Source organism: Kitasatospora sp. NPDC059817 (assembly GCF_042731835.1).
Classification (GTDB): domain Bacteria; phylum Actinomycetota; class Actinomycetes; order Streptomycetales; family Streptomycetaceae; genus Kitasatospora.
This window is the reverse complement of the sequence record NZ_JBHWIR010000095.1, coordinates 1-18,175: the sequence shown is the minus strand read 5'-3', so window position 1 is coordinate 18,175 and position 18,175 is coordinate 1. Positions and strand designations below refer to the sequence as shown.

Sequence of the window (18,175 nt, the reverse complement as noted above, 5' to 3'; positions counted from 1 at the left end):
TCGTGCCGTGGTCGGCCTGAGGCGGGGACCGCCGCAGGCCAACTGCCCGTCTACGGCGTGTCGCAGTGATCCGCCCAGCTGCCGGCAGCGTGGGCGGCCCGGACGCGGTAGTCGTACAGGGCGCCAGGCGGGTAGTGGTCGATGCGGCTGCTCCAGTAGGTCGCCAGGACCCGGGCGACGGTCGTGACAGCCTCGCGCGGCGCCGCTTTGAAGGCCGGGACGGTCTGGACGAGTGCTTCGGCGCAGCGGGGGCTGTGCCCGGCCACGATGAAGTGCGGCACCATGAACGCGGCCACCAACCAGCCTGCCCCCAAGCGGCTGGAGCCCCAGTCGATCACGTGAACCTCGCTGTTGATGATCAGGTTGTCCGGTCGCGGGGAGCAGTGGAGCAGCGTGTCACCGGCAAGGATTTCCGCCGGCACCGCCCGGTAGGCACGGTGGTCGCCGATAGGAGCGGCACCGGCGAACGGGCTCGGGGTCAGGACGTCGATCAGCATGCTGATCTTCTCCAGGACCATCGGGATGTCCGGTGAGCGCGGGCTCAGATCCGGGTGGCGCCCGTCGACGTGCTCGAAGACGAGTGCGAGCCAGCCGTCCACGGTGTCGGACCACAGCAACCGGGGTCCGAGGTCGGGTGGCAGGACGGAGTTGATTCCGGCCTCCAGCTGGTGGTCCTTCGAGAATGGGTGGCAGACGGCTATCGCCTTGAGGAAGACGCGTCGGTGGGTCAGGGTGAGGGCGGCGCAGACGCCGGGGGTGTGGCCGCCTGGGCGCTCCTCGACGTGGAGGACGGGGCCGAACTCTCGTTCCACCGCTATGCGTAACGGGGCGGGGATGATGCCGCCGGGGTGGTTCACCGGGTGGTCTCCTCGATGACGTACGGGCCGGCCACGAGTGCGTCCAGGCCGCACCGCAGGACGGTCGCGACCGCATCGCCCGGGGTGCAGACGATCGGCTCGTCCGCGCCGTTGAACGAGGTGTTCAGCACGACGGGCAGACCCGAGAGCTGGTGATAGGCGTCGATGACGTTCCACAGCAAGGGGTTTGTCTCCCGGTGCACTGTCTGGACCCGGGCGGAGCCGTCCACGTGGACCACGGCTGGAAGGCGATCCCGCTGCTGCTGGCGCACCGTGCCGGTCGCCAGCATGTACGGGTAGAGAAGTGCGCCGGCCGACGGCAGGGCGAAGAAGTCGTCGGCGCGTTCTGCCAGTACAGCCGGCGCGAACGGGCGAAACGCCTCCCGCTGTTTGATCATGGCGTTGATCCGGGAAGCCGTCGTGGCGTGCTGAGGAGAGGCGAGGATGCTGCGGGCTCCCAGCGCCCGCGGTCCGAACTCCATGCGGCCCTGGAACCAGCCGATCACCTTCTCCGCCCTCAGCAGCCGGGCGGCTTCCCGATGCGGCTCGGCCGTGCGCCACACCCGGTACCGTCCGGCAGGGATGCCGCCCAGGGCCGAGCGGATGGTCTCCTCGTCGTAAGAGGGGCCGAGGAAGGCGTGTCGCAGCGGGCGCCGGACCGGGCTGACCGCGGTGGCCAGTGCCGCGCCGACGGAGGTGCCGGCGTCGCCGGCCGCAGGCTGGATGAAGATCCGGTCGAACCGGCCCGAGGCGATCACCGTGGCGTTGGCGACGCAGTTGAGCGCGACGCCGCCGGCCAGGCAGAGCGATCGTCGCGGCACGAGGCGCTGGGCGAAGGCGAGGTAGGAACCAACCAGCTGCTCCAGAAGGTGCTGGAGGGCGCGGGCGATGTCGCGGTGCCGATCGGTGATCTCGTCCTCGGTACGCCGGGGCGGCCCGAGGAGTTCGACCAGAGCCGGGCTGAACAGGTTGCGCTGGGCGCTGGGCCGACGGTGGTGGTCGAAGTAGCGCAGGTTCAGGTGCAGTCGGCCGGTGCGCGGGTCGAGCCAGGCGAGGCGCTGGATCTGGTCGAGGTACCGGGGGCCTCCGTAGGCTGCCAGGCCCATCACCTTGTACTCGTCGCTCTGCGGCCGGAAGCCGAGATACCGGGTCAGGGCGCTGTACAGGTATCCGAACGAGTGCGGGTAGACGATGTGATGGCGCCTCGTCATCCGGCCGTCGGTGCCGTCATGGATCGCAGCGGTCTCGTACTCGCCGCGGCCGTCGAGCGTGACGACCAGGGCGTCATCGAAGGGGGAGGTCAGGTAGGAGCTGGCGGCGTGCGCCCGGTGGTGCGGCACGGGTATGAGCGGCAGGTGGCCGGGTAAGAGGCCGCTGCGACGGACTACGTGAGGCAGCCGGCGGCGCGTGCGGTACTTGTCCAGGTCGGACAGCAGCGAGCCGATCGACGCCGGCGTGCCGTAGCGCAGGTTCGACGGTGCCAGGAGGAGGTGGAGCTTCGGGTCCACGAACAGCGCTGCCTGGTCGAGGTCCTGCGGGTGGGCGCCGGCCAGGTCCAGGCAGGCCCGGATCGCCTGCTCGGGGAACGCCTTCGTGTTCTTGATCCGATTCAGGCGCTCCTCTTCAACGGCGGCGACCACCGTCCCGTCGTGAACGATGGCCGCCGCCGCGTCGTGGGTACCGAAGTTCAGCCCCAGAGTCAGAGTCAACAGCGCCTGCCGATCCGCTCACGGCCTCCCATGCACGGGCGCTGGGTTCTGGGGGCGTAGATCATGCTGTCGGCCTGGACGTGGCTCTCGGGGGCCGTTCGTGGCGGGGCGAGGTCAATCACAGGACCGCCTCCTTGAGCCCGGTGCTGCCGGCGCGGGGACCGGAGTGCCTTGAGCGTTGCGAGTTCCGGACGGTGTCGATCACTTCGTTGACGTGCTCCGGTGAGGACATGGTGATGGCGATGGTCTCCACACGCGGATCACGTAGCACCCAGGCGAGAGGGCGGAGTCTGCCGCTGCCAGTGCGGGCGAGCGGGTCGATCAGTGCACCGCGGTTGAGCGGCGACATCCCGACGAAGCCGCGGCCCGCCTGCGAGATCTGGGCCAGATGGGAGACCGGCCAGGGTGAAGCGAGGTGGTACTGGGCAGCGACGGCCGTGATCGGCTCCTCCCGCAGGGCAGCGCGGACGGCCGCAGGGCCATGGCAGTAGGCGTAGACCGCGTCGATCCGGCCGGAGGCGAACGCCACCTGGGCGCCACACCGGTAGAACTCCCTCAACGCCGCCTGATCATTGAGCAGTCCGGTTCGCTCTGTGCGTTTGAGATCGACTTGCAGCACCACGGCGTCGATCCGGCCGATGCCCAGCTGGCCAGTGGACATCTCGATGGCCGTGTTGATGCGCGCTTCGAGATCCCCTCGCAGCGGGCACTCCGCCTTGACCAGGTGGCGCAGCCCGGCAACCGGGCCGACCTCGTCCAGCACCTCCCGCACCGCCCACTGCGTGCCGAGGTGCGGGTTGGAGTGGATTATGCGCACCCCGGCCCTCAGCGCGGTACGCAGCGCTTCCAGTCCGGGCCGGGAGTCCTTGCCAGGCAGCAGACGGCCGGCCACGAACGTCGAGGTACCGAAGCACAGGCGTTCCAGGTCCGTCACATCTCACCCCGTGCTTCCAGCGCCTCACGGGTCAAGATGGTGCGGAAGTGCGCGATCGACTTCTGCTCGCCGACGACCTTGTCGAACCGCAGCTCGCCCAGCTGGTCGCGGTAGTGCTTGCGGTTCGGGTTATCGATGTCGAACTGCTCGCTGTCGCGGTAGCCGGTCAGCCGCTTGAACGTCTCACGCTTCTCGTCCAGCGACATCCCCCACAGCACAGGAGGGTTCTTCTGGCTGATGCAGACCGTCGTCATCCCGTTCGGGCTGATCCGCAGCTTCCAGCAGCCGCCGCACGGATAGTCCCAGGAGAACATCGCGAGCACCGCGACCTTCACCCCGGTGTCGCCGATCTCGTAGTAGTTGTAGCTCGGGTTGTCGCCCTCGATCGACTCCCGCCGTACCGGGCGCAGTTCACCTGCTTTCGCGAGCGCTGCGAGGATTGCCGGCTCCTCCACGAACTGGTTCTTCCAGAATGCCTCGCCCTCGGCACCGAGCTGGGCGGGGTTGGAGGGGAAGAACTGGTTCAGCTTGATCGCGAGCTGGCCCGCCCCTCCGCTGTTGTTCAGCTCCCGGGCGTAGTCGATGAAGGCGGGCAGCTCGTGAAGGGTGTCGCGCATCGTCACGCACGAGATCTTCGTCAGGGTCGGCAGCAGCTCGACCGAACGCTCGATGCTGCGCAGGGTGTCACTGTGAAAGCCCCGGCGGGTGATCAGCAGATTGCGCTGCTCGTCCAGGGTGTCGATGCTGACGATCGCCCGGGTCAGGCCGGCGTCGACCGCCTCCTCGATGAAGTGGTGCAGGCGGTAGCCGTTGGTCGTGACGATCTGCTGGTCGTAGCCGATCTCCTTGCCGGCGCGCAGCAGATCCACGAAGTCGCGCCTCACGGTCGGCTCTCCACCGGTGTAGTGGACCCGCCGGAAGCCGATGTCGTAGCCGGCCTGCAGGACTTCGATCGCCTCCTTCAGCGAAGGCTGAACGATGACTCCCTGCTTCCCCTCCGGCAGGCAGTACTTGCAGCGGATATTGCAGCGGGACGTGATACCGAACCGGAGGTTCCATTTGCGCATACCGGGCGAGTACCGGTTGTCCATCACCTTCAGGGATGTCTGCCTGGCTTCGTGCTTCATGGGCACCTGCCTTTCAGGTGAATAGCGTCCAGGAAGAGAGCTACGCGGATTGAACCGATCCCAGAAGTGGGTGCTGTTTTCCAGACTCAGAGTCTCCTGCGCCGTCAGAACGGAGAATTCTCCCGATTCTGGCGGGTCTACCAGGTGCCTTCCAACCACGTTTCGGGACGCTCTGGGGACGTCCCGAAACGTATCCAGTGGGGGCTGCCTGGCGTCTCCCGCGCGGTGGCAGCGCGGAGCAGGATCGCGCCGCACTGCGAGTGACGGCGGGACCGGATCGGGGGTCTACCGAGGGAGGTGCATGCTGCTCGTCCCGCTATTGCTACGAGCCGCCAGGGCGCGATGACGTTAGGCCCAAAGGCCCAACTGCCGTATTCACGAAGACGGCGAGCTCGACACCGACATGGGCGAGGCTCTGGCCTCCGTGCCAGCGTTACGCGCGGTGGCTGGCTGTTTGCCGACGTACCGGCCTGCCGAGAAGAGCACGCTGCCAATCAGGGCGCTGGAGGGCGCGTGCCCCAGCGCCGGCAACGAAGCGCTTGCTCAAGCGTTGGCCAGCCACAGACCCTTGTACTGGATCTTGGGGTGCCGGTGGTCTCTTGTGGTGGTACCGGCCGGGGTGTAGCCACAGGACCGCAGCAGGTCTGCCGTTGTGACTTGGTGCCGTTCCTCGTTGTAGACGCCGATGATCAATCGGCCGCCCGGGGCGACGACATGGTCCAGCAGATGGGCTACGTACGCTCCACGCAGGTCTACCGGTACGTAGTCCACGCCGGTGCGGACGGCGTCGAAGCGATGCGGAGGCTTCCAGCCCATCGCGTTGGCGGTCCAGATCCGATGCGCCCACTGCGGGCAGCGGGATCGGGCGAGGTCGGCGAGGGCAGTGGAGATCTCCACTCCGTAGGGCTCGATGGTGATCCCTACCTCAGCCGCCCAGTCGGTCAGGCTCTCCATCAGGTGTCCGTTGGCGCACCCGACGTCGAGGAACGTCCCGCCGTGGAGCGGGAGAAGGTCGACGAGCAGGCCGCGGGCTTCTCGCCAGCGTTTCTCGTCGCCGCTGTGGCCGGACTGGGCCCGCGGATTGTCGCCGTTGAGGTAGGCCGGTTCGAGAACGTCCAGGACAGCCGCGTGCCACTCGGCGACCGTGATCTCGCCCGCCTGGTAGGCGTCGTCGATTGGCGCCAGATCGCGCCAGCCTCGCTCCTTCGCGCTCGCGATGTCCTCGGCGTCGTGACCGCCCGGAGGGCGCGCGATGGAGTCCATGCGCACTCCTTCCCTGTTCGCTAGCTTTGTTGCTGGTCCATGGTCTACCTGACGAGGCCGGGGTCCGTGCCCTGCGGCGGGGTAACCCCAGTCAGCTCGCATGCCCGGTCAGCGAGGAGAGGGGCAAGTTCTGGGTAGTACCCCCGATCGACAGCCTGGAGCATCTCCGCGAGAGCGATCAGCTGACCGACACGTCCGGCAGGAGTGTCGAGGATGTCGGCGAAGTCCGCGCGGACGCGGTCCGCGACCTCGGGCACGAGCAGGCTGCTGACCCACAGGACTGCGGGGTCGTAGCCGATCGGCACCAGGCCCCACCGTTCCCAGTCGAGGATCTTGAGCGGCCCGGTGGTCAGGTTGGCCCACTGGAGGTCACCGTGCCCGGTGGTCCGCTCGACTTCGGCCGGGGCCGGGATGCCGAGGTACTTCGGGAAGACCTGTTCGACCCACGTCTGGCGCAGAGTGATCTTCGCGCTGGGTGCTTCCGCGATGCCGGCCAGCGCGTCCTTCAGCGCGCTCCACCAGCCGTCGTCCAGGCCAGGATCGTCGCGAAGATCCGGCGTGGAGGAGACCGCGGGACCTACCAGGTCAAAGACGTCAGCCTGGTAGAACCAGCCGGTCTCGGTCCAGTCCGCGGTGTTGTGGAGCCGGGGTCGCGGGACGGAGGCGGGGATGAGCTGTTCCGCACCGAGGGCTCCCTGACCGGTCGGTCGGGGCGCCCGGTAACGGCTGTTTCTGGAGACCCGAAGCCAGATACTCTCGGCTCGCCGGCCGATGGTGGTTCCGGAGGTGCCGAAGACCGCCGGTCCGGTGCACACGAGGCCGAGGAAGGCCGCCGCCTTTTCGTGCGCTGCCGTCAGGTTGTGTCGGGTGTCGTCATCCGGCTGAAAGGACATCGAGCACCGTCCTGAGTCGCTTGTCGGGGATCGGTTCGGCGAGAGCTGCCCAGGCATCGTCCCAGTGCTGACGGGTGCTGGTCGAGGTGAGGACGACGTCCAGCGCCGGGCACGCTCCGATGACCTGGAACGCGGCGGTGTATGGGGTCGATCCCGGCGCGATGAGGTTCACCAGTTCGGGTGTCATCAGGCCCGGTAGTTCACCGCCGTGCAGGGGCGCGGACGCGAACGTGGTGATTCCGGCGTCGCGCGCGTGGACGAGCGGCCCAGCACCGTCGAGGGCCAGGGCGAGAGGCTCGGCCATGACGAGGCTGACCGGCATTTGTACACCGGCCAGGTGGTGGTCCGTCGATCCGGCGGCCTCCCGCGCCAGTCCAGCCAGCTCGGCGACCGTGAACGCCTGCTCGGTGAAGCCGGACCAGGTGGCAATGCCGTAGCCCCCGATGCGGCCAACGTCCGCGAACTCTTCCAGCACCGCGAACGCGGCCCTGATATCGCGGTGCAGCTGGTTCCGGTCGTGGCTCGACCGCTCGGGATTGTGGACGAACACGACGTCGGCACGGCCGAGCACGGCGAGCGATTCCTCGGTCTGGGCGCGGACGTCCACGGGGGCGAGGCTGTGGCGGCCGCCCGGGTGGAAGCCGGTCTTCGTCGTCACCTTGGCGTGCGGGTGCTCGGCGAGGACGGGGGCGAGGTCACGGTGCGCCTGGCCGTGGGCGTAGTTGGGGGCGGTGTCGATCCATCGGGCTCCGGCCATGAGGGCAGTGCGCGCCGCGTCGCCGGCAGCGCGCACCCGGTAGGTCCCCAGGCCGAGAACGGGGCTCACCGGTCGGCCTTGACGACGGCGAGGACCTGGCCCTGGACCAGGGCGGTCAGGACGCCGGCCACGTCCTTGACCTCCAGGCCCGCGGCGTCGGCGAGTTCGGCGATGCTGGCGGTGTCCCCGGTCAGCAGGATCTGCAGGGCGGGGCTGGCGCGCTCGGCGAAGTCCCACGCGGTGCCGGCAGCGGACAGGGTGACGGTTCCGGCCTCCGGGTTGCTGGTGAGTTCGGCGCGCGGGGCGGTGAGTCGCACCGCGATCTCCCTGTCCGCAGAAAGGGTGTCCACGTATGGCAGGGACGGTGCCAGTCGGCCGAAGTGGGTGGTGCCGGTGGACCGTGCCCAGCGATCGATCAGGTTGGGGTCGGACAGTGCGGTGAGTACCGCGGTCCGCAGGCCGTTCTGGTAGGTGGCCTTCGCGTCCGCCTCGGCGTGGCGCGGGACGTCCATCCGCAGGACGGTGCTCTCGTGCAGCTCGTCCACCAACCACCCCACGAGGGCGGCACCGGTCTGGGCGACGAGCCCGAACGTGAGGTGCAGCGACTCCGTGCCCTGGTCGGCGGTGACGCTGTGCCACCAACCGCGAGGCAGGTAGAGGACGTCGCCCGGGTGGAGGACGAGGTCCGCGACGGGCTCGCCTTCGGGCTCCTCCGGTGAGTCCACGTCGCGGAAGGTGGGTGCTTGCCGGGTCGGCTCCCACAACCGCCAGCGCTTCGCCCCGTACTGCTGGACCACGACGACATCATGGTCGTCCCAGTGCCGGCCGAAGCCCTCCTGCTCGGTCCAGGAGGCGTAGGCGTTGGTCTGCACGGTTGTGCCGACGAAGCGTTCCAGGTCCTCGGCTGCGCTTCGGATCGGCGGGTGGATCTCGTCGATCGCGTCCACGACGAGGGAGGCACCTTCGGCGAGCCTGGCGTGCAGCTGGGCGGGGTGTAGCCGGTTCCAGGTCACCCCGCGTCGGTTGGTGGTCGGCGTCGAGTACCGGCTGACGGGGACGGTCTGGCCGTCCTGCGAGAGCCGCAGCCGGGGCGGCTCGATGCGGTGGGTGGCGAGGATGGTGTTCAGATCGTCCCAGGACAGGAGGGGAGCGGTGTCGGCTCCATCTGCGGGGAACACGGCGCAGGAGCGGTGGAGCGCCTGGGTGAGGAACTGGTCCCCACCCAGGCGCACCGCCCACGAGGCGGTCTCAGGCATCGTGGGCGTCCTGCTCAGGTGTCGTTCTGGTCGGATCGGCCGCCGGTGTTGTCGGACGGCACGTCGGCCCGGGAGCGGGCGGCTCGGATGTTGCGGACGGCGACCAGCAGGCCGCCCTCGTCGTCGTGAACGGCGGGCGTGGTGCTCTCCATGCCTTGTCCTTCCTTCCAGTGGTATCGCCGTGGTGTCCGGCGAGCTCTACGAAATCGCTGCGAACCGTCTTTGAACAGAGCAGAATTGCTGCATTGACGCTGCATCTGTGTGGCAAAGCGTCCGCTGGCCTGGCACCTTCTGGCGCAAGCGGGTTCCGGCATTCTTGGGGACGGGCGATGGGGGCACAGCGCGAGCGGTTCATCACGTTGCGCATGAGCGCGGGGTACACGCAGGAGTCCCTCGCGGTCGCGATGGGGGTCGACCGGACGACGGCCGGCCGGTGGGATCGCGGTCAGGCTGTGCCCCGTCCGTGGCAGATGCCGAAGCTCGCCGAGCTGTTAAAAGTTGACCAGCAGGAACTCTCCGAGGCCCTGCTGGACGCTCCTGGGCGGACCGGTCCAACCGGCAACATGGGGCCGGTGCAGGGTACTTCTCTGCCGGATGGAGCTGGCCGGCAAGCTGCGGCACCGGAAATGGAGGCGGCCGGTGCCGAGGAGACCAGGGCCGGCGTGGCGTCCATGGCCGTCATGGACGGCGGCGTCCGGGTCGGTTGCCGGACGGTCGACGGGAGGATCGTCTTCGTGAGCCTGCCGCGTCGGCCCCTGTTGCGGGCCGGCACCGCTGTCCTGGGCGTCACACCCTCCGAGAGATCCGCAGCACCCGGCCCCTGGGCCGTCCCGCCGGCGCTTTCCACTGAGATCCACCCGGTCGAGAACATACGGTTGCTCCGCAGGTCACTGGTCGAGTGCGACAACGTCCTGGGGCCTCGCGAGGTCGTCGCCACGGCCCAGGAGCACGTGCGCCTCATCCAGCATCTTCGCCGCGAGGCCTCCGGCCGAGACCGGCACGACCTTCTGCAAGTGCAGGCCGAGTACGCCGAGTTCTGCAGCTGGCTCTACCAGGACAGCGGCGATCACCGTGCCGCCCAGTACTGGGCGGACCGCGCCGTCGACTGGGCGAGCGCCTCCGGCGAGCAGGAGCTGACCGCCTACATCATGGCGCGGAAGTCCCAGCTCGCCGGCGACATGCAGGACTCCATCGAGGCGATCGACCTCGCCGCCGCGGCCCAGCGCTTGGCCGGCGCGGGAACTCGGTTGAACGCCATGGGGGCGGTGTACGCGGCCCACGGACACGCGCTGCTCGGCGACGAGAGGACAGCCCAGCGCGCCTTCGACCAAGCTCTCGTGCTGCTCGCCAAGCCGCCAGAGGCACCGTTCGGCCGAGGCCGGTGACTCAACGAGGCCTACGTGGAGGCCCAGCGCGCCCGGTCGTTGTCGTCCCTGGGGCGCCACCGTGAGGCGGCATCCGGCTTCGAGAAGGCGATATCGGCGGAAACACCCTGCGCAGCGACAACCCCCGCCTGCTGGTCAACAGCGACAACCCCCGCCTGCTGGTCAACAGCGACAACCCCCGCCTGCTGGTCAACAGCGACAAGCGCCGCGCCGACCGGATCGCGGCCGGCAAGCCCGAGTACCCCCTCAAGGTCACCATCTCCGCCAGCGGCGACCTCAGCCGGGACCTCAAGTTCTGGTACTTCGGCGGCAAGAAGGTCGTCTACACCACCGATGCCGCCGCACCGCGCTTCCTCCACCCGGCGGACTACCCCGGTGGAAGCAGCCGACGGATGGGACTTCTGGAAGCTCGGACGATCGGCGACGTCGTGCTGCTGCGGTACGCCCCCAAGCCTGCGTCCAACTGATCGTCGGGTGCGTCACGCCCGTCGTTGAGCTCCCGTACGGGAGAGCCACCGTCGTTGGCCTCGAAGGCTTCCTCGGCCACTGCCGGGTACGGTGGCTCTCCAGACGGGCGGATAGCCTACGAGCAGCCTGCAGCGCAGCTGAGAGGACCTCGACTGTATGACCGACGGCATCGGGCTCCCGCCCGAGTGGGTGGCCCGGAAAGTTGTGGCGTACGACGAGCTCCGGTCGGCGTCGGGCTCATTGTGGTGGTTGCAGTCGGATCCTGATCACGGTGGATGCCGACGAGTCATGTGCGCCGACCGGTCAGGCACGGCCGTCGCGGTGACGTCCCCCGACTTCTCAGTCGGAGGCCAGCTCCATGCCTACGGTGGCGGCGCCTTCGCGGTGACATCGGGGGGAGTGTGGTTCGTCGGTGACGACGGTTCCCTCCTTCGGCAAGCGGCTGGCCGCGTGCCCGAGCGGATCGACTCTGTCGTTGGGTCCGTGCAGTACGGAGACCTCGCTCCGGCACCGGGCGGTGGTCTGCTCGCGGTTCGCGGGGACGACACCGTGGACGAGATCATCTCTGTGTCCCGGGCCGGGCACACCCGGGTCCTGGTTCGCTCCCGCGGGTTCCTCGGCTCTCCTCAGCTGGCGGCAGGCACCCTGGCGTACGTGGAGTGGCAGCGTGACCAGATGCCGTGGGACAGCACTCGCCTCGTGCTGGCCGACATCCGATCGGACATCGTCGGGCCGAGCCGCGTTGTGGCAGGCGGCCTCGGGGAGTCGGCGGTGCAGCCGTCCTGGGGACCGGACGGTCTGCTGTACTTCATCTCGGACCGGACAGGGTGGTGGAACCTGTACCGACTACGCGACGGCGTGGTGGAGCCGGTCGCGCCGATCGACGCGGACTGCGCGCCGGCGCCCTGGGAAGGCGGCTACCAGTCGTACGGATTCGCCGCCGACGGCACCATCGTGCTGACGGTGATGAACGGATTCACCATCGAGCTGCTCGCCGTCGACGCCGATGGCGGTCGGCGACAAGTCGGCTCGAATCTCACGTCCGTGAAGCCGTACGTCACCGTCGATGGCGGTCTCCTGGCCGTGGTCGGCTCCACTGCGAGCAGCCCGCCGGCCATCTGGTCAGTCGACCTGGCAGCGCGGACGGACGCCCAGGCCTTCCCGGTGGGCAAGGCTTCCGAGTTCCCTGTGCCCTGGACGCCGATTCCGCCCTCGGTCGAGACCATCGCGGGTCCGGGTGGGCCGGTACGCTTCCTGCTGCACCTGCCGCCCGGAGACACGCGGCCGGGGCCTCTCCTCGTGCGGGCCCATCCCGGTCCGACGGACGACGTCCCCCTCCGGCTGGACTGGGTCACTCAGTACTTCGTCAGCCACGGCTTCACCGTCGCCGAAGTTCTCTACCGCGGCAGTACGGGTCAGGGACGCGCCTTCCGGCAGTCGCTGCATGCCCACTGGGGCACCTACGACGTCGACGACTGCGCGGCCGTCGCAGAACATCTCCTGACGCTCGGCCAGGCGACCCCCGGAGAGGTGTTCATCAGCGGGGCGAGCGCGGGCGGGTACACGGCGCTCCAGGCAGCGTGCCGTCCGGGACCGTTCGTTGCCGCGACGGCCATCTCGGCGATCATCGACCCCGCTCTGTGGGAGCTGTCTGTTCCGGCGTTTCAACGTCCGCACGCAGCTGCGCTGCGAGGGCCGGCCGGCGCGGTGAAGCCCGAGTGGGTCCGCTGCCCTGTGCTGGTGATCCACGGCTCCGCCGACACGATCACGTCTGCGGAGGAGGCCATGCACTTCGCCGAGGAGCTGGCCGGCCGAGGCGGTGAGCATGACAGCCTGCTGTTGGAAGGCGGCGACCACTACCTGTCGGCGCCCTTGGCACGGGAGCAGGCACTCCGCGCCGAACTCGACTTCTACCGAGGCATCATGAGCCGCCTGCCAGCGTGACCGCCAGCTTGTCGGCGTCCGGCAGTACGGCCCGGGCGAACTCACGCAGTTCCCGGACCGCAACGTAGTCGGCATGTGTCTGCAGGTCGGCCAGGATGCTGGCCACCCGCTCGACGCATCGTCCCGATCCTGTCCGGGCAGCGTAGACGACGGCATCGCGGCCGACCGCGCACGCCTGGTCGACGTCCCCGCTGCGCAGCCAGGTCGCGGCGAGCAGAGCAGCATCGATCGCGCGCCGACGGACCTTGTCCTTGCCGATGCCTCCGAGGGCGTCGGCAAGCTGGATCCTGGCGTCCGGCGCACGGCCGAGGTCGTGGAGGCAGTGGGCGGCCTCGTCCGCGAGGTAGGCGTGGGTGAAGTAACGGATCCAGGTGGGTTCGTCTTCCATGCTGGCTGCTTCGAGGAGCTTCTCGGCTTCGAGGATCAGCCGGGTCGCCTCGTTCTCCCTGAGCATTCTGGCGCTCGCTCGGGCGACGACAGCCGTGATGGCCGCGCGCGTGGCCGGGCTCGCGGCGGTACCGGCTGCGGCGCGGGCGGAGGAGGCCCACCGCAGGGCGGTCTCCGGAGTCCCGCGGTGCAGGGCGAGGTGCCCGAGGTTCACGGCCACGAGGTAGGCACCGTACGCCTGATCGCCGGTTGCCGTCGTCAGGGCCAAGGCGCGCTGGTAGTACTCCAGGGCCCTGTCGGGGTTGCCGATGTCGACGGCCTGGTACCCGGCAAGCTCGCAGAACCCGACGGTGAGCTGGGCACGTTGACGCGCGACCTGTTCGTCGACGGCAGGCCGGCGCAGAAGGCCTTCGAGTTCGGTGTCGATGTAGGAGCTGACCTGCTGCCAGTGCTGACGGGCCCCGTGCGTGTGGTCGAGCTGGCGGAACATGCCGAGCATGCCCTCCGCGACAACGACGTCCTCTTCCGTGACCCGCAGCGACAGAGCGGGAGCTGGAGCTTTCGAGTTGACGGATGCCCAGTCGCCGATCAGGGCGTCTACCGTGGCGAGCCGCGGTCCCACGTCGCCGAGCTCGGAGGCGGCTCCTTTCCAGGTGGTTCCTGGTCCTGGCAGCGAAAGCGCGGCCGCCGCGGACTCGCCGCGCTCTACCTCTGCTCCCGATCGGGGAGCGCAATCAGCATCCGGGTTCCCGAAGACTGCGGAGCGCAACTCGTCCTGGGAGGCCTTCAGGAGTCTGGCGAGCCTCGGCATCTGCCATGGGCGCGGTGTTGCCTTGCCGTTCTCCCACCGGTGGATTGTCGTCCGGTCCACATCCATCGCCGTCGCCAGCTGTTCCTGGGTGTAGCCGGCGGCCCTGCGCAACACGGCGAGCCGTCCCCATCGCGTCATTGCGCTCCCTCAGAGAATTTTGGCCGCTGACTTCGCAGGTCATGGGCAGATTTTCAACATCAACGCCGCACGGTGCAACAAGTCTGCACTGTCACAGGGGCTTTGGCTGGTGGTTCCGTATGACCCGCCCAGATTCGGCAGCACCGGTCGGACCCGAGCATCGCACAGGATCCGGCGGCTCGACGGTTGCCTACTCTCCCGCCCATGTTTCGGGTGCGATCGGCATCGCCTCCAGAAAGGACCCGGCCGTGGACACAGCCTTCACCCTTGATCCAGGTCGGTTCGTCCAGCACCCTGGCGGCCACGACGGCGAGCTTCGTGGGGCTGTGGAGGAGTTGCAGCAGGGGCGCTGGATGGCTGCCCGCGCGGTGCTGGCGCAGTCGTGGGGCGACTGGCCGGTGTGGACGACTCGTACCCAGGTCCTCGCCGCTGTCGCGTCGCGTACGGATGTCCTCAACCACTGGCGAGCCGAGGCCGCGGGCAGCGTCGGCCTGGTGACTCTCCTGGCGCGGGCGGCGGTGGACCGGGCTCTCATGGCAAGTGCTCAGCCGACGGATCCCCGGACGGTTGCCCGGCTGGAGCACTCGGCCCGGGAGCTGTGCTGGGACGCGGCGGCCACGCTCGCCGACGACCCGGTGCCGTGGATCTGCCTGCTCGCCCTGGCGCAGTTGGACCTCAGCCAGGCCCGTCCCGAGCATCGGGTGCCGGCACCCGACCAGATGCTCCCGCCCGGACCGTGGGGGCTTCTCGCCCAGGCCCAACGGGCTGACCCCTGGAACCGGGAGGCGTTCCACCGGATGCTCCGAGTCTGGCTCGCCCGCGGTAGCGCCGGCACGGCGAGCGAGTTCCTGGCGGCGTTCCTTCCCGGCGCGCCGGCGGGTTCGCCCTTGCACGCCCTTCCGCTGTACGTGTTCGTCGACCAGTATCGGCGGGCGCCGCGCGGGGATGCGGTCGAGCTGCAGTGGACGAAGAACGAGCGAGTCCGTGCCGCAGTGCTTCGGGCGTACGAGAACTGGCGGGCGGCGCCCGGCGAGCAGGGCCGGTGGCCGGTAGTGGACGAGAGCCACCTGGCGCACGCGCTCTGGGCGGCCCGTCGTCCCGTCAATGCTGCCGAGGTGTTCGCGGTGATGTCGCCCTTCGTCTCGTCCCAGCCGTGGGTGAGCGTCGGCGATCGGCCGGACGACCTCTTCCGGCAGGCCCTTGCCCAGTCGTGCGCCGCCAGCCGCTGACCTCTCTGCCTTCCCCGGTCAGCAAACCGGGATCCGACACCACCGACCTTCCTCGGAGGCTTCCTCATGCCGCTTTCTGAGCGCGTTCCCCTTCCCCACGGGGATGACGACCATCTGCAGCTACTCGGGATAGAGCCCGAACTGGTGCGCCGGATGAGCCTGTTCGGCAACTTCGCCGTCAGCTTCTCGGTCATCTCGGTCCTCAGCGGCTGCATGACGTTGTTCGGATTCGGTCTGATCAGTGGCGGCCCCGTCGTGATGATGTGGGGCTGGGTGGGTGTGGGTCTGGCCGTGCTGCTGGTCGGCATGGCGTTGGCCGAGGTCACCTCCGCCTACCCGACCAGCGGCGGGCTCTACTACATGGCCCGGCAGTTGGGCGGCCCACGCTGGGGATGGGCGACGGGCTGGCTGAACCTGCTGGGCCTGCTGGGCGGGATCGCCGGGATCGATTACGGCGCCGCGAGCTTCATCGCAGCGTTCGCCGACCTGCAGTGGGGGGTGGAGGCGACGCCTGGCCTGATCCTCGCGATCTTCGCCGGTGTCCTGGTGCTGCACGCCCTGCTGAACGTCTTCGCCGTCCGGGCGGTCAGCCTGTTCAACAGCATCTCGGTCTGGTGGCACATCGGCGGCGTACTGGTGATCGTCGGTGTGCTCGCGGCCGTCCCTTCCCACCACCAGTCCCCCTCCTGGGTGTTCGGGCATTTCGCCAACGACACCGGCTGGTCGAACCCGATCTATGTGTCGGCGGTCGGCCTGTTGCTGGCCGGCTACACCTTCTGCGGCTACGACGCGAGCGCCCACTTGAGCGAGGAGACGACGAACGCGCGGGTCGCCGCACCACAGGGCATCGTCCGCTCGATCTGGGTCTCCCTGATCGCCGGGTTCGTGCTGCTGGCCGGGCTCCTGTTCGCGGTGCAGGACTACGCGGGCACCGCTGCGGCGGACGTGCCGCCCGCGCAGGTCTTCCTGGACGCGCTCGGGACCACCGGGGCGAAGGCCCTGCTGCTGATCGTGATCGGTGCCCAGTTGTTCTGCGGATCCGCAGAGGTCACCGCGTGCTCGCGGATGGTCTACGCGTTCTCCCGGGACAACGCGCTGCCGGGCTCGGCAACTTGGCGCAGGGTGTCGCCCCGCAGGGTTCCGGTGCCGGCGGTGTGGCTGTCGGTGGCGGTGGCGTTCGTCCTGGCGGTGCCGTCGATGTGGAACGCGGCGGCGTACGGGGCGGTCACCGCCGTCAACGTCATCGGGATGACGCCGTCGTACATCGTGCCCGTCTACCTGCGGCTGCGACAGCGGGACCGTTTCGTCCCGGGGCCGTGGAACCTGGGCCGATGGAGCCGGCCAGTCGGGATCGCCGCGGTGGCGTGGGTGGTCGTGCTCACGGTGCTGGTGTGCCTGCCGCAGCGCTACCCGATGACCGTGGAGACGTTCAACTACGCCCCCGTCACCCTGCTGGTGGTCCTGGCGCTGGCGGCGCTGTGGTGGCGGCTCGCCGGCAAGCGGTTCTCCGTGCCGGTCGTCCAGGATCCGCAGCTGGCCGCGGTCGAGGAGCAGATCGTATGAGGCCCGCGATGCGCACCGCCCACCCGCCCGCGGCCCCGTCCGCCGACACCACCGCGCCGGTCGGCCGGCTGCCGGAGCTGGTGGAGGTCTTCGGCCTGGACACCGTGATGCTGGCCACCGTCGATCCGCAGGGGCGCCTCAAGGGCAAGGAGTTCGAGGCCGAGGTGCTGCTGGCTCGGCTGGCGTCGGGGCGGATCCGCCCGGAGATGTGCAGGTACGTGATCGGCACGGACCTGGGCATGACGCCCCAGGACAGCGGCACGTTCTCCTGGGAGTCCGGCTTCGGCGACATCACGCTGATGCCCGATCTCGACCGAGCCCGCCTGCTCCCGTGGGAGCCGGGCACCGCCGTGGTGTTCGCCCACCCCGTCGATGGTGACCGGCCGCATCCGCTGGCCCCGGCGACCATCCTGGACGAGCAGCTCGACCAACTCCGCTGCCTGGGCTACGAGGTGCGGGTCGGGATCGAGACCGAGTTCGTCGTCTACGAGTGCACGGCCGCCGACGCAGCTGCGGCCGACTGGCGGGGGCTGCGTCCGGTGACGTGGGACAACCGCGACTACGCCCTCGACCGGCCGAGCGCGGCGGCCGGGTTCTCGTGGTCGCTGCGGCAGGCCCTGGCCGGGGCGGGGCTTCCCGTCGAGGCGGTCAAGCTGGAGAGCGCCCCCGGCCAGATCGAGGTCACCTTCCCCTACGGTCCGGCCCGGGAGGCCTGCGAGCAGCACGTGCTGTTCAAGCACGCCGCACGGGCACTGACAGACCGACAGAACATGGCGGCGACGTTCATGGCCGCCCCGGCGGACAGGGTGGGCTCCGGGATGCACCTGCACCTGTCCCTGTGGGCCAAAGGCGAGCCGCTCCTCGCCCGCGCCGACGACCCGCACGTCCTGTCGGAGCTGGGTGAGCGGGCCGTCGCCGGGCTGCTGGAGGTGCTGCCCGCCAGCGCACCGATGTGGGCGCCGTACGTGAACAGCTACAAGCGCCTCGGGGGCCCGTTCGCACCGTCCAGGATCGCGTGGGGACGGGACAACCGGTCCTGTGCGGTGCGGGTGGTCGGCCACGGACCGGGCCTGCACCTGGAGGTGCGCCTGCCCGGCGCGGACGCCAACCCTTACCTCGCACTCGCCGCCGTCGTCGCCGCCGTCCGCCACGGCGTCACCGCAGACCTCACGCCCGGCGAGCCCGTCACCGGCGACGCCGGCTGGGACGACGACCTGCCCGAGGTGCCTCGCCACGCCTGGGACGCCATCAAGGCGTTCGAGACCAGCCCCCTCGCCTCCGCGCTGCTGGGCGACCACGTCGTCGCCCACCTCGCCTCCCTCGCCCGCCTGGACGTCGACCACCACGCCGCCCGCGTCACCGACGCCGAGCTCGCGCGCGGCTTCGCCCAGGCCTGAGCCCCGGGACGGCCGCGGAGCCACACCCCCGAGCCCGCGGCGGTCCCGGTTCCACCC

At 69.5% G+C, this 18,175-nt stretch carries 15 protein-coding genes and 1 pseudogene; 6 read left to right on the top strand and 10 right to left on the bottom strand.

The features are described from left to right. Positions 1 to 50 precede the first annotated feature (50 nt). The 9 genes from ACFV61_RS20885 to ACFV61_RS20845 all read right to left on the bottom strand — a co-directional run bounded on the left by ACFV61_RS20885 (position 51) and on the right by ACFV61_RS20845 (position 8,948). On the bottom strand, positions 51 to 857 hold the full coding sequence (locus ACFV61_RS20885) for a hypothetical protein (protein WP_380493192.1): 807 nt from the start codon (positions 855 to 857) through the stop codon (positions 51 to 53). Continuing rightward, complete coding sequence (locus ACFV61_RS20880; protein ID WP_380493189.1) at positions 854 to 2,566, bottom strand: carbamoyltransferase; 1,713 nt, start codon at positions 2,564 to 2,566, stop codon at positions 854 to 856. The genes ACFV61_RS20885 and ACFV61_RS20880 overlap by 4 nt, the downstream gene beginning before the upstream one ends. Before the next feature lie 118 nt (positions 2,567 to 2,684). Continuing rightward, entirely contained in the window at positions 2,685 to 3,500 is an 816-nt protein-coding gene (locus ACFV61_RS20875; protein WP_380334364.1) for a hypothetical protein, read from the bottom strand. Then, positions 3,497 to 4,627 carry a radical SAM protein gene (locus tag ACFV61_RS20870; protein ID WP_380493186.1) on the bottom strand — a complete coding sequence of 377 codons (1,131 nt, stop codon included), beginning with the start codon at positions 4,625 to 4,627 and terminating at the stop codon, positions 3,497 to 3,499. The genes ACFV61_RS20875 and ACFV61_RS20870 overlap by 4 nt, the downstream gene beginning before the upstream one ends. Before the next feature lie 543 nt (positions 4,628 to 5,170). After that, complete coding sequence (locus tag ACFV61_RS20865) at positions 5,171 to 5,890, bottom strand: class I SAM-dependent methyltransferase (RefSeq protein ID WP_380334359.1); 720 nt, start codon at positions 5,888 to 5,890, stop codon at positions 5,171 to 5,173. A gap of 44 nt (positions 5,891 to 5,934) precedes the next feature. Beyond that, positions 5,935 to 6,783: a hypothetical protein gene (locus ACFV61_RS20860; RefSeq protein ID WP_380493183.1), complete on the bottom strand. Its 849-nt coding sequence runs from the start codon at positions 6,781 to 6,783 to the stop codon at positions 5,935 to 5,937. Continuing rightward, complete coding sequence (locus ACFV61_RS20855; protein WP_380334354.1) at positions 6,764 to 7,576, bottom strand: aldo/keto reductase; 813 nt, start codon at positions 7,574 to 7,576, stop codon at positions 6,764 to 6,766. Before ACFV61_RS20855 ends, ACFV61_RS20860 begins: the two co-directional genes overlap by 20 nt. Positions 7,577 to 7,605: 29 nt before the next feature. Further along, entirely contained in the window at positions 7,606 to 8,796 is a 1,191-nt protein-coding gene (locus tag ACFV61_RS20850) for a cupin domain-containing protein (RefSeq protein ID WP_380334351.1), read from the bottom strand. A 14-nt stretch (positions 8,797 to 8,810) separates the two neighbouring features. Further along, on the bottom strand, positions 8,811 to 8,948 hold the full coding sequence (locus ACFV61_RS20845) for a hypothetical protein (protein ID WP_167745851.1): 138 nt from the start codon (positions 8,946 to 8,948) through the stop codon (positions 8,811 to 8,813). Between the two features lie 177 nt (positions 8,949 to 9,125). Between ACFV61_RS20845 and ACFV61_RS20840 the strand changes: the two genes are divergently transcribed. The 3 genes and pseudogenes from ACFV61_RS20840 to ACFV61_RS20830 all read left to right on the top strand — a co-directional run bounded on the left by ACFV61_RS20840 (position 9,126) and on the right by ACFV61_RS20830 (position 12,593). Continuing rightward, the gene (locus tag ACFV61_RS20840) at positions 9,126 to 10,181 is read left to right on the top strand and encodes a helix-turn-helix transcriptional regulator (RefSeq protein ID WP_380493180.1); all 1,056 of its coding nucleotides are present in this window, start codon (positions 9,126 to 9,128) and stop codon (positions 10,179 to 10,181) included. A 161-nt stretch (positions 10,182 to 10,342) separates the two neighbouring features. Further along, positions 10,343 to 10,531: pseudogene (locus ACFV61_RS20835) on the top strand (hypothetical protein); the annotation flags it as partial. A 667-nt stretch (positions 10,532 to 11,198) separates the two neighbouring features. Then, complete coding sequence (locus ACFV61_RS20830) at positions 11,199 to 12,593, top strand: S9 family peptidase (protein WP_380493178.1); 1,395 nt, start codon at positions 11,199 to 11,201, stop codon at positions 12,591 to 12,593. Here the strand turns inward: ACFV61_RS20830 and ACFV61_RS20825 are convergent. Next, positions 12,571 to 13,929 carry a helix-turn-helix transcriptional regulator gene (locus ACFV61_RS20825; RefSeq protein ID WP_380493175.1) on the bottom strand — a complete coding sequence of 453 codons (1,359 nt, stop codon included), beginning with the start codon at positions 13,927 to 13,929 and terminating at the stop codon, positions 12,571 to 12,573. The two genes, ACFV61_RS20830 and ACFV61_RS20825, sit on opposite strands and share 23 nt — an antisense overlap. Positions 13,930 to 14,177: 248 nt before the next feature. Between ACFV61_RS20825 and ACFV61_RS20820 the strand changes: the two genes are divergently transcribed. From ACFV61_RS20820 to ACFV61_RS20810, 3 genes are all read left to right on the top strand, one after another. Continuing rightward, positions 14,178 to 15,158 carry a hypothetical protein gene (locus ACFV61_RS20820; RefSeq protein ID WP_380334338.1) on the top strand — a complete coding sequence of 327 codons (981 nt, stop codon included), beginning with the start codon at positions 14,178 to 14,180 and terminating at the stop codon, positions 15,156 to 15,158. A gap of 66 nt (positions 15,159 to 15,224) precedes the next feature. Further along, entirely contained in the window at positions 15,225 to 16,721 is a 1,497-nt protein-coding gene (locus tag ACFV61_RS20815) for an amino acid permease (RefSeq protein ID WP_380493173.1), read from the top strand. After that, entirely contained in the window at positions 16,718 to 18,118 is a 1,401-nt protein-coding gene (locus tag ACFV61_RS20810; RefSeq protein WP_380493170.1) for a glutamine synthetase family protein, read from the top strand. The genes ACFV61_RS20815 and ACFV61_RS20810 overlap by 4 nt, the downstream gene beginning before the upstream one ends. Positions 18,119 to 18,175: the final 57 nt, after the last annotated feature.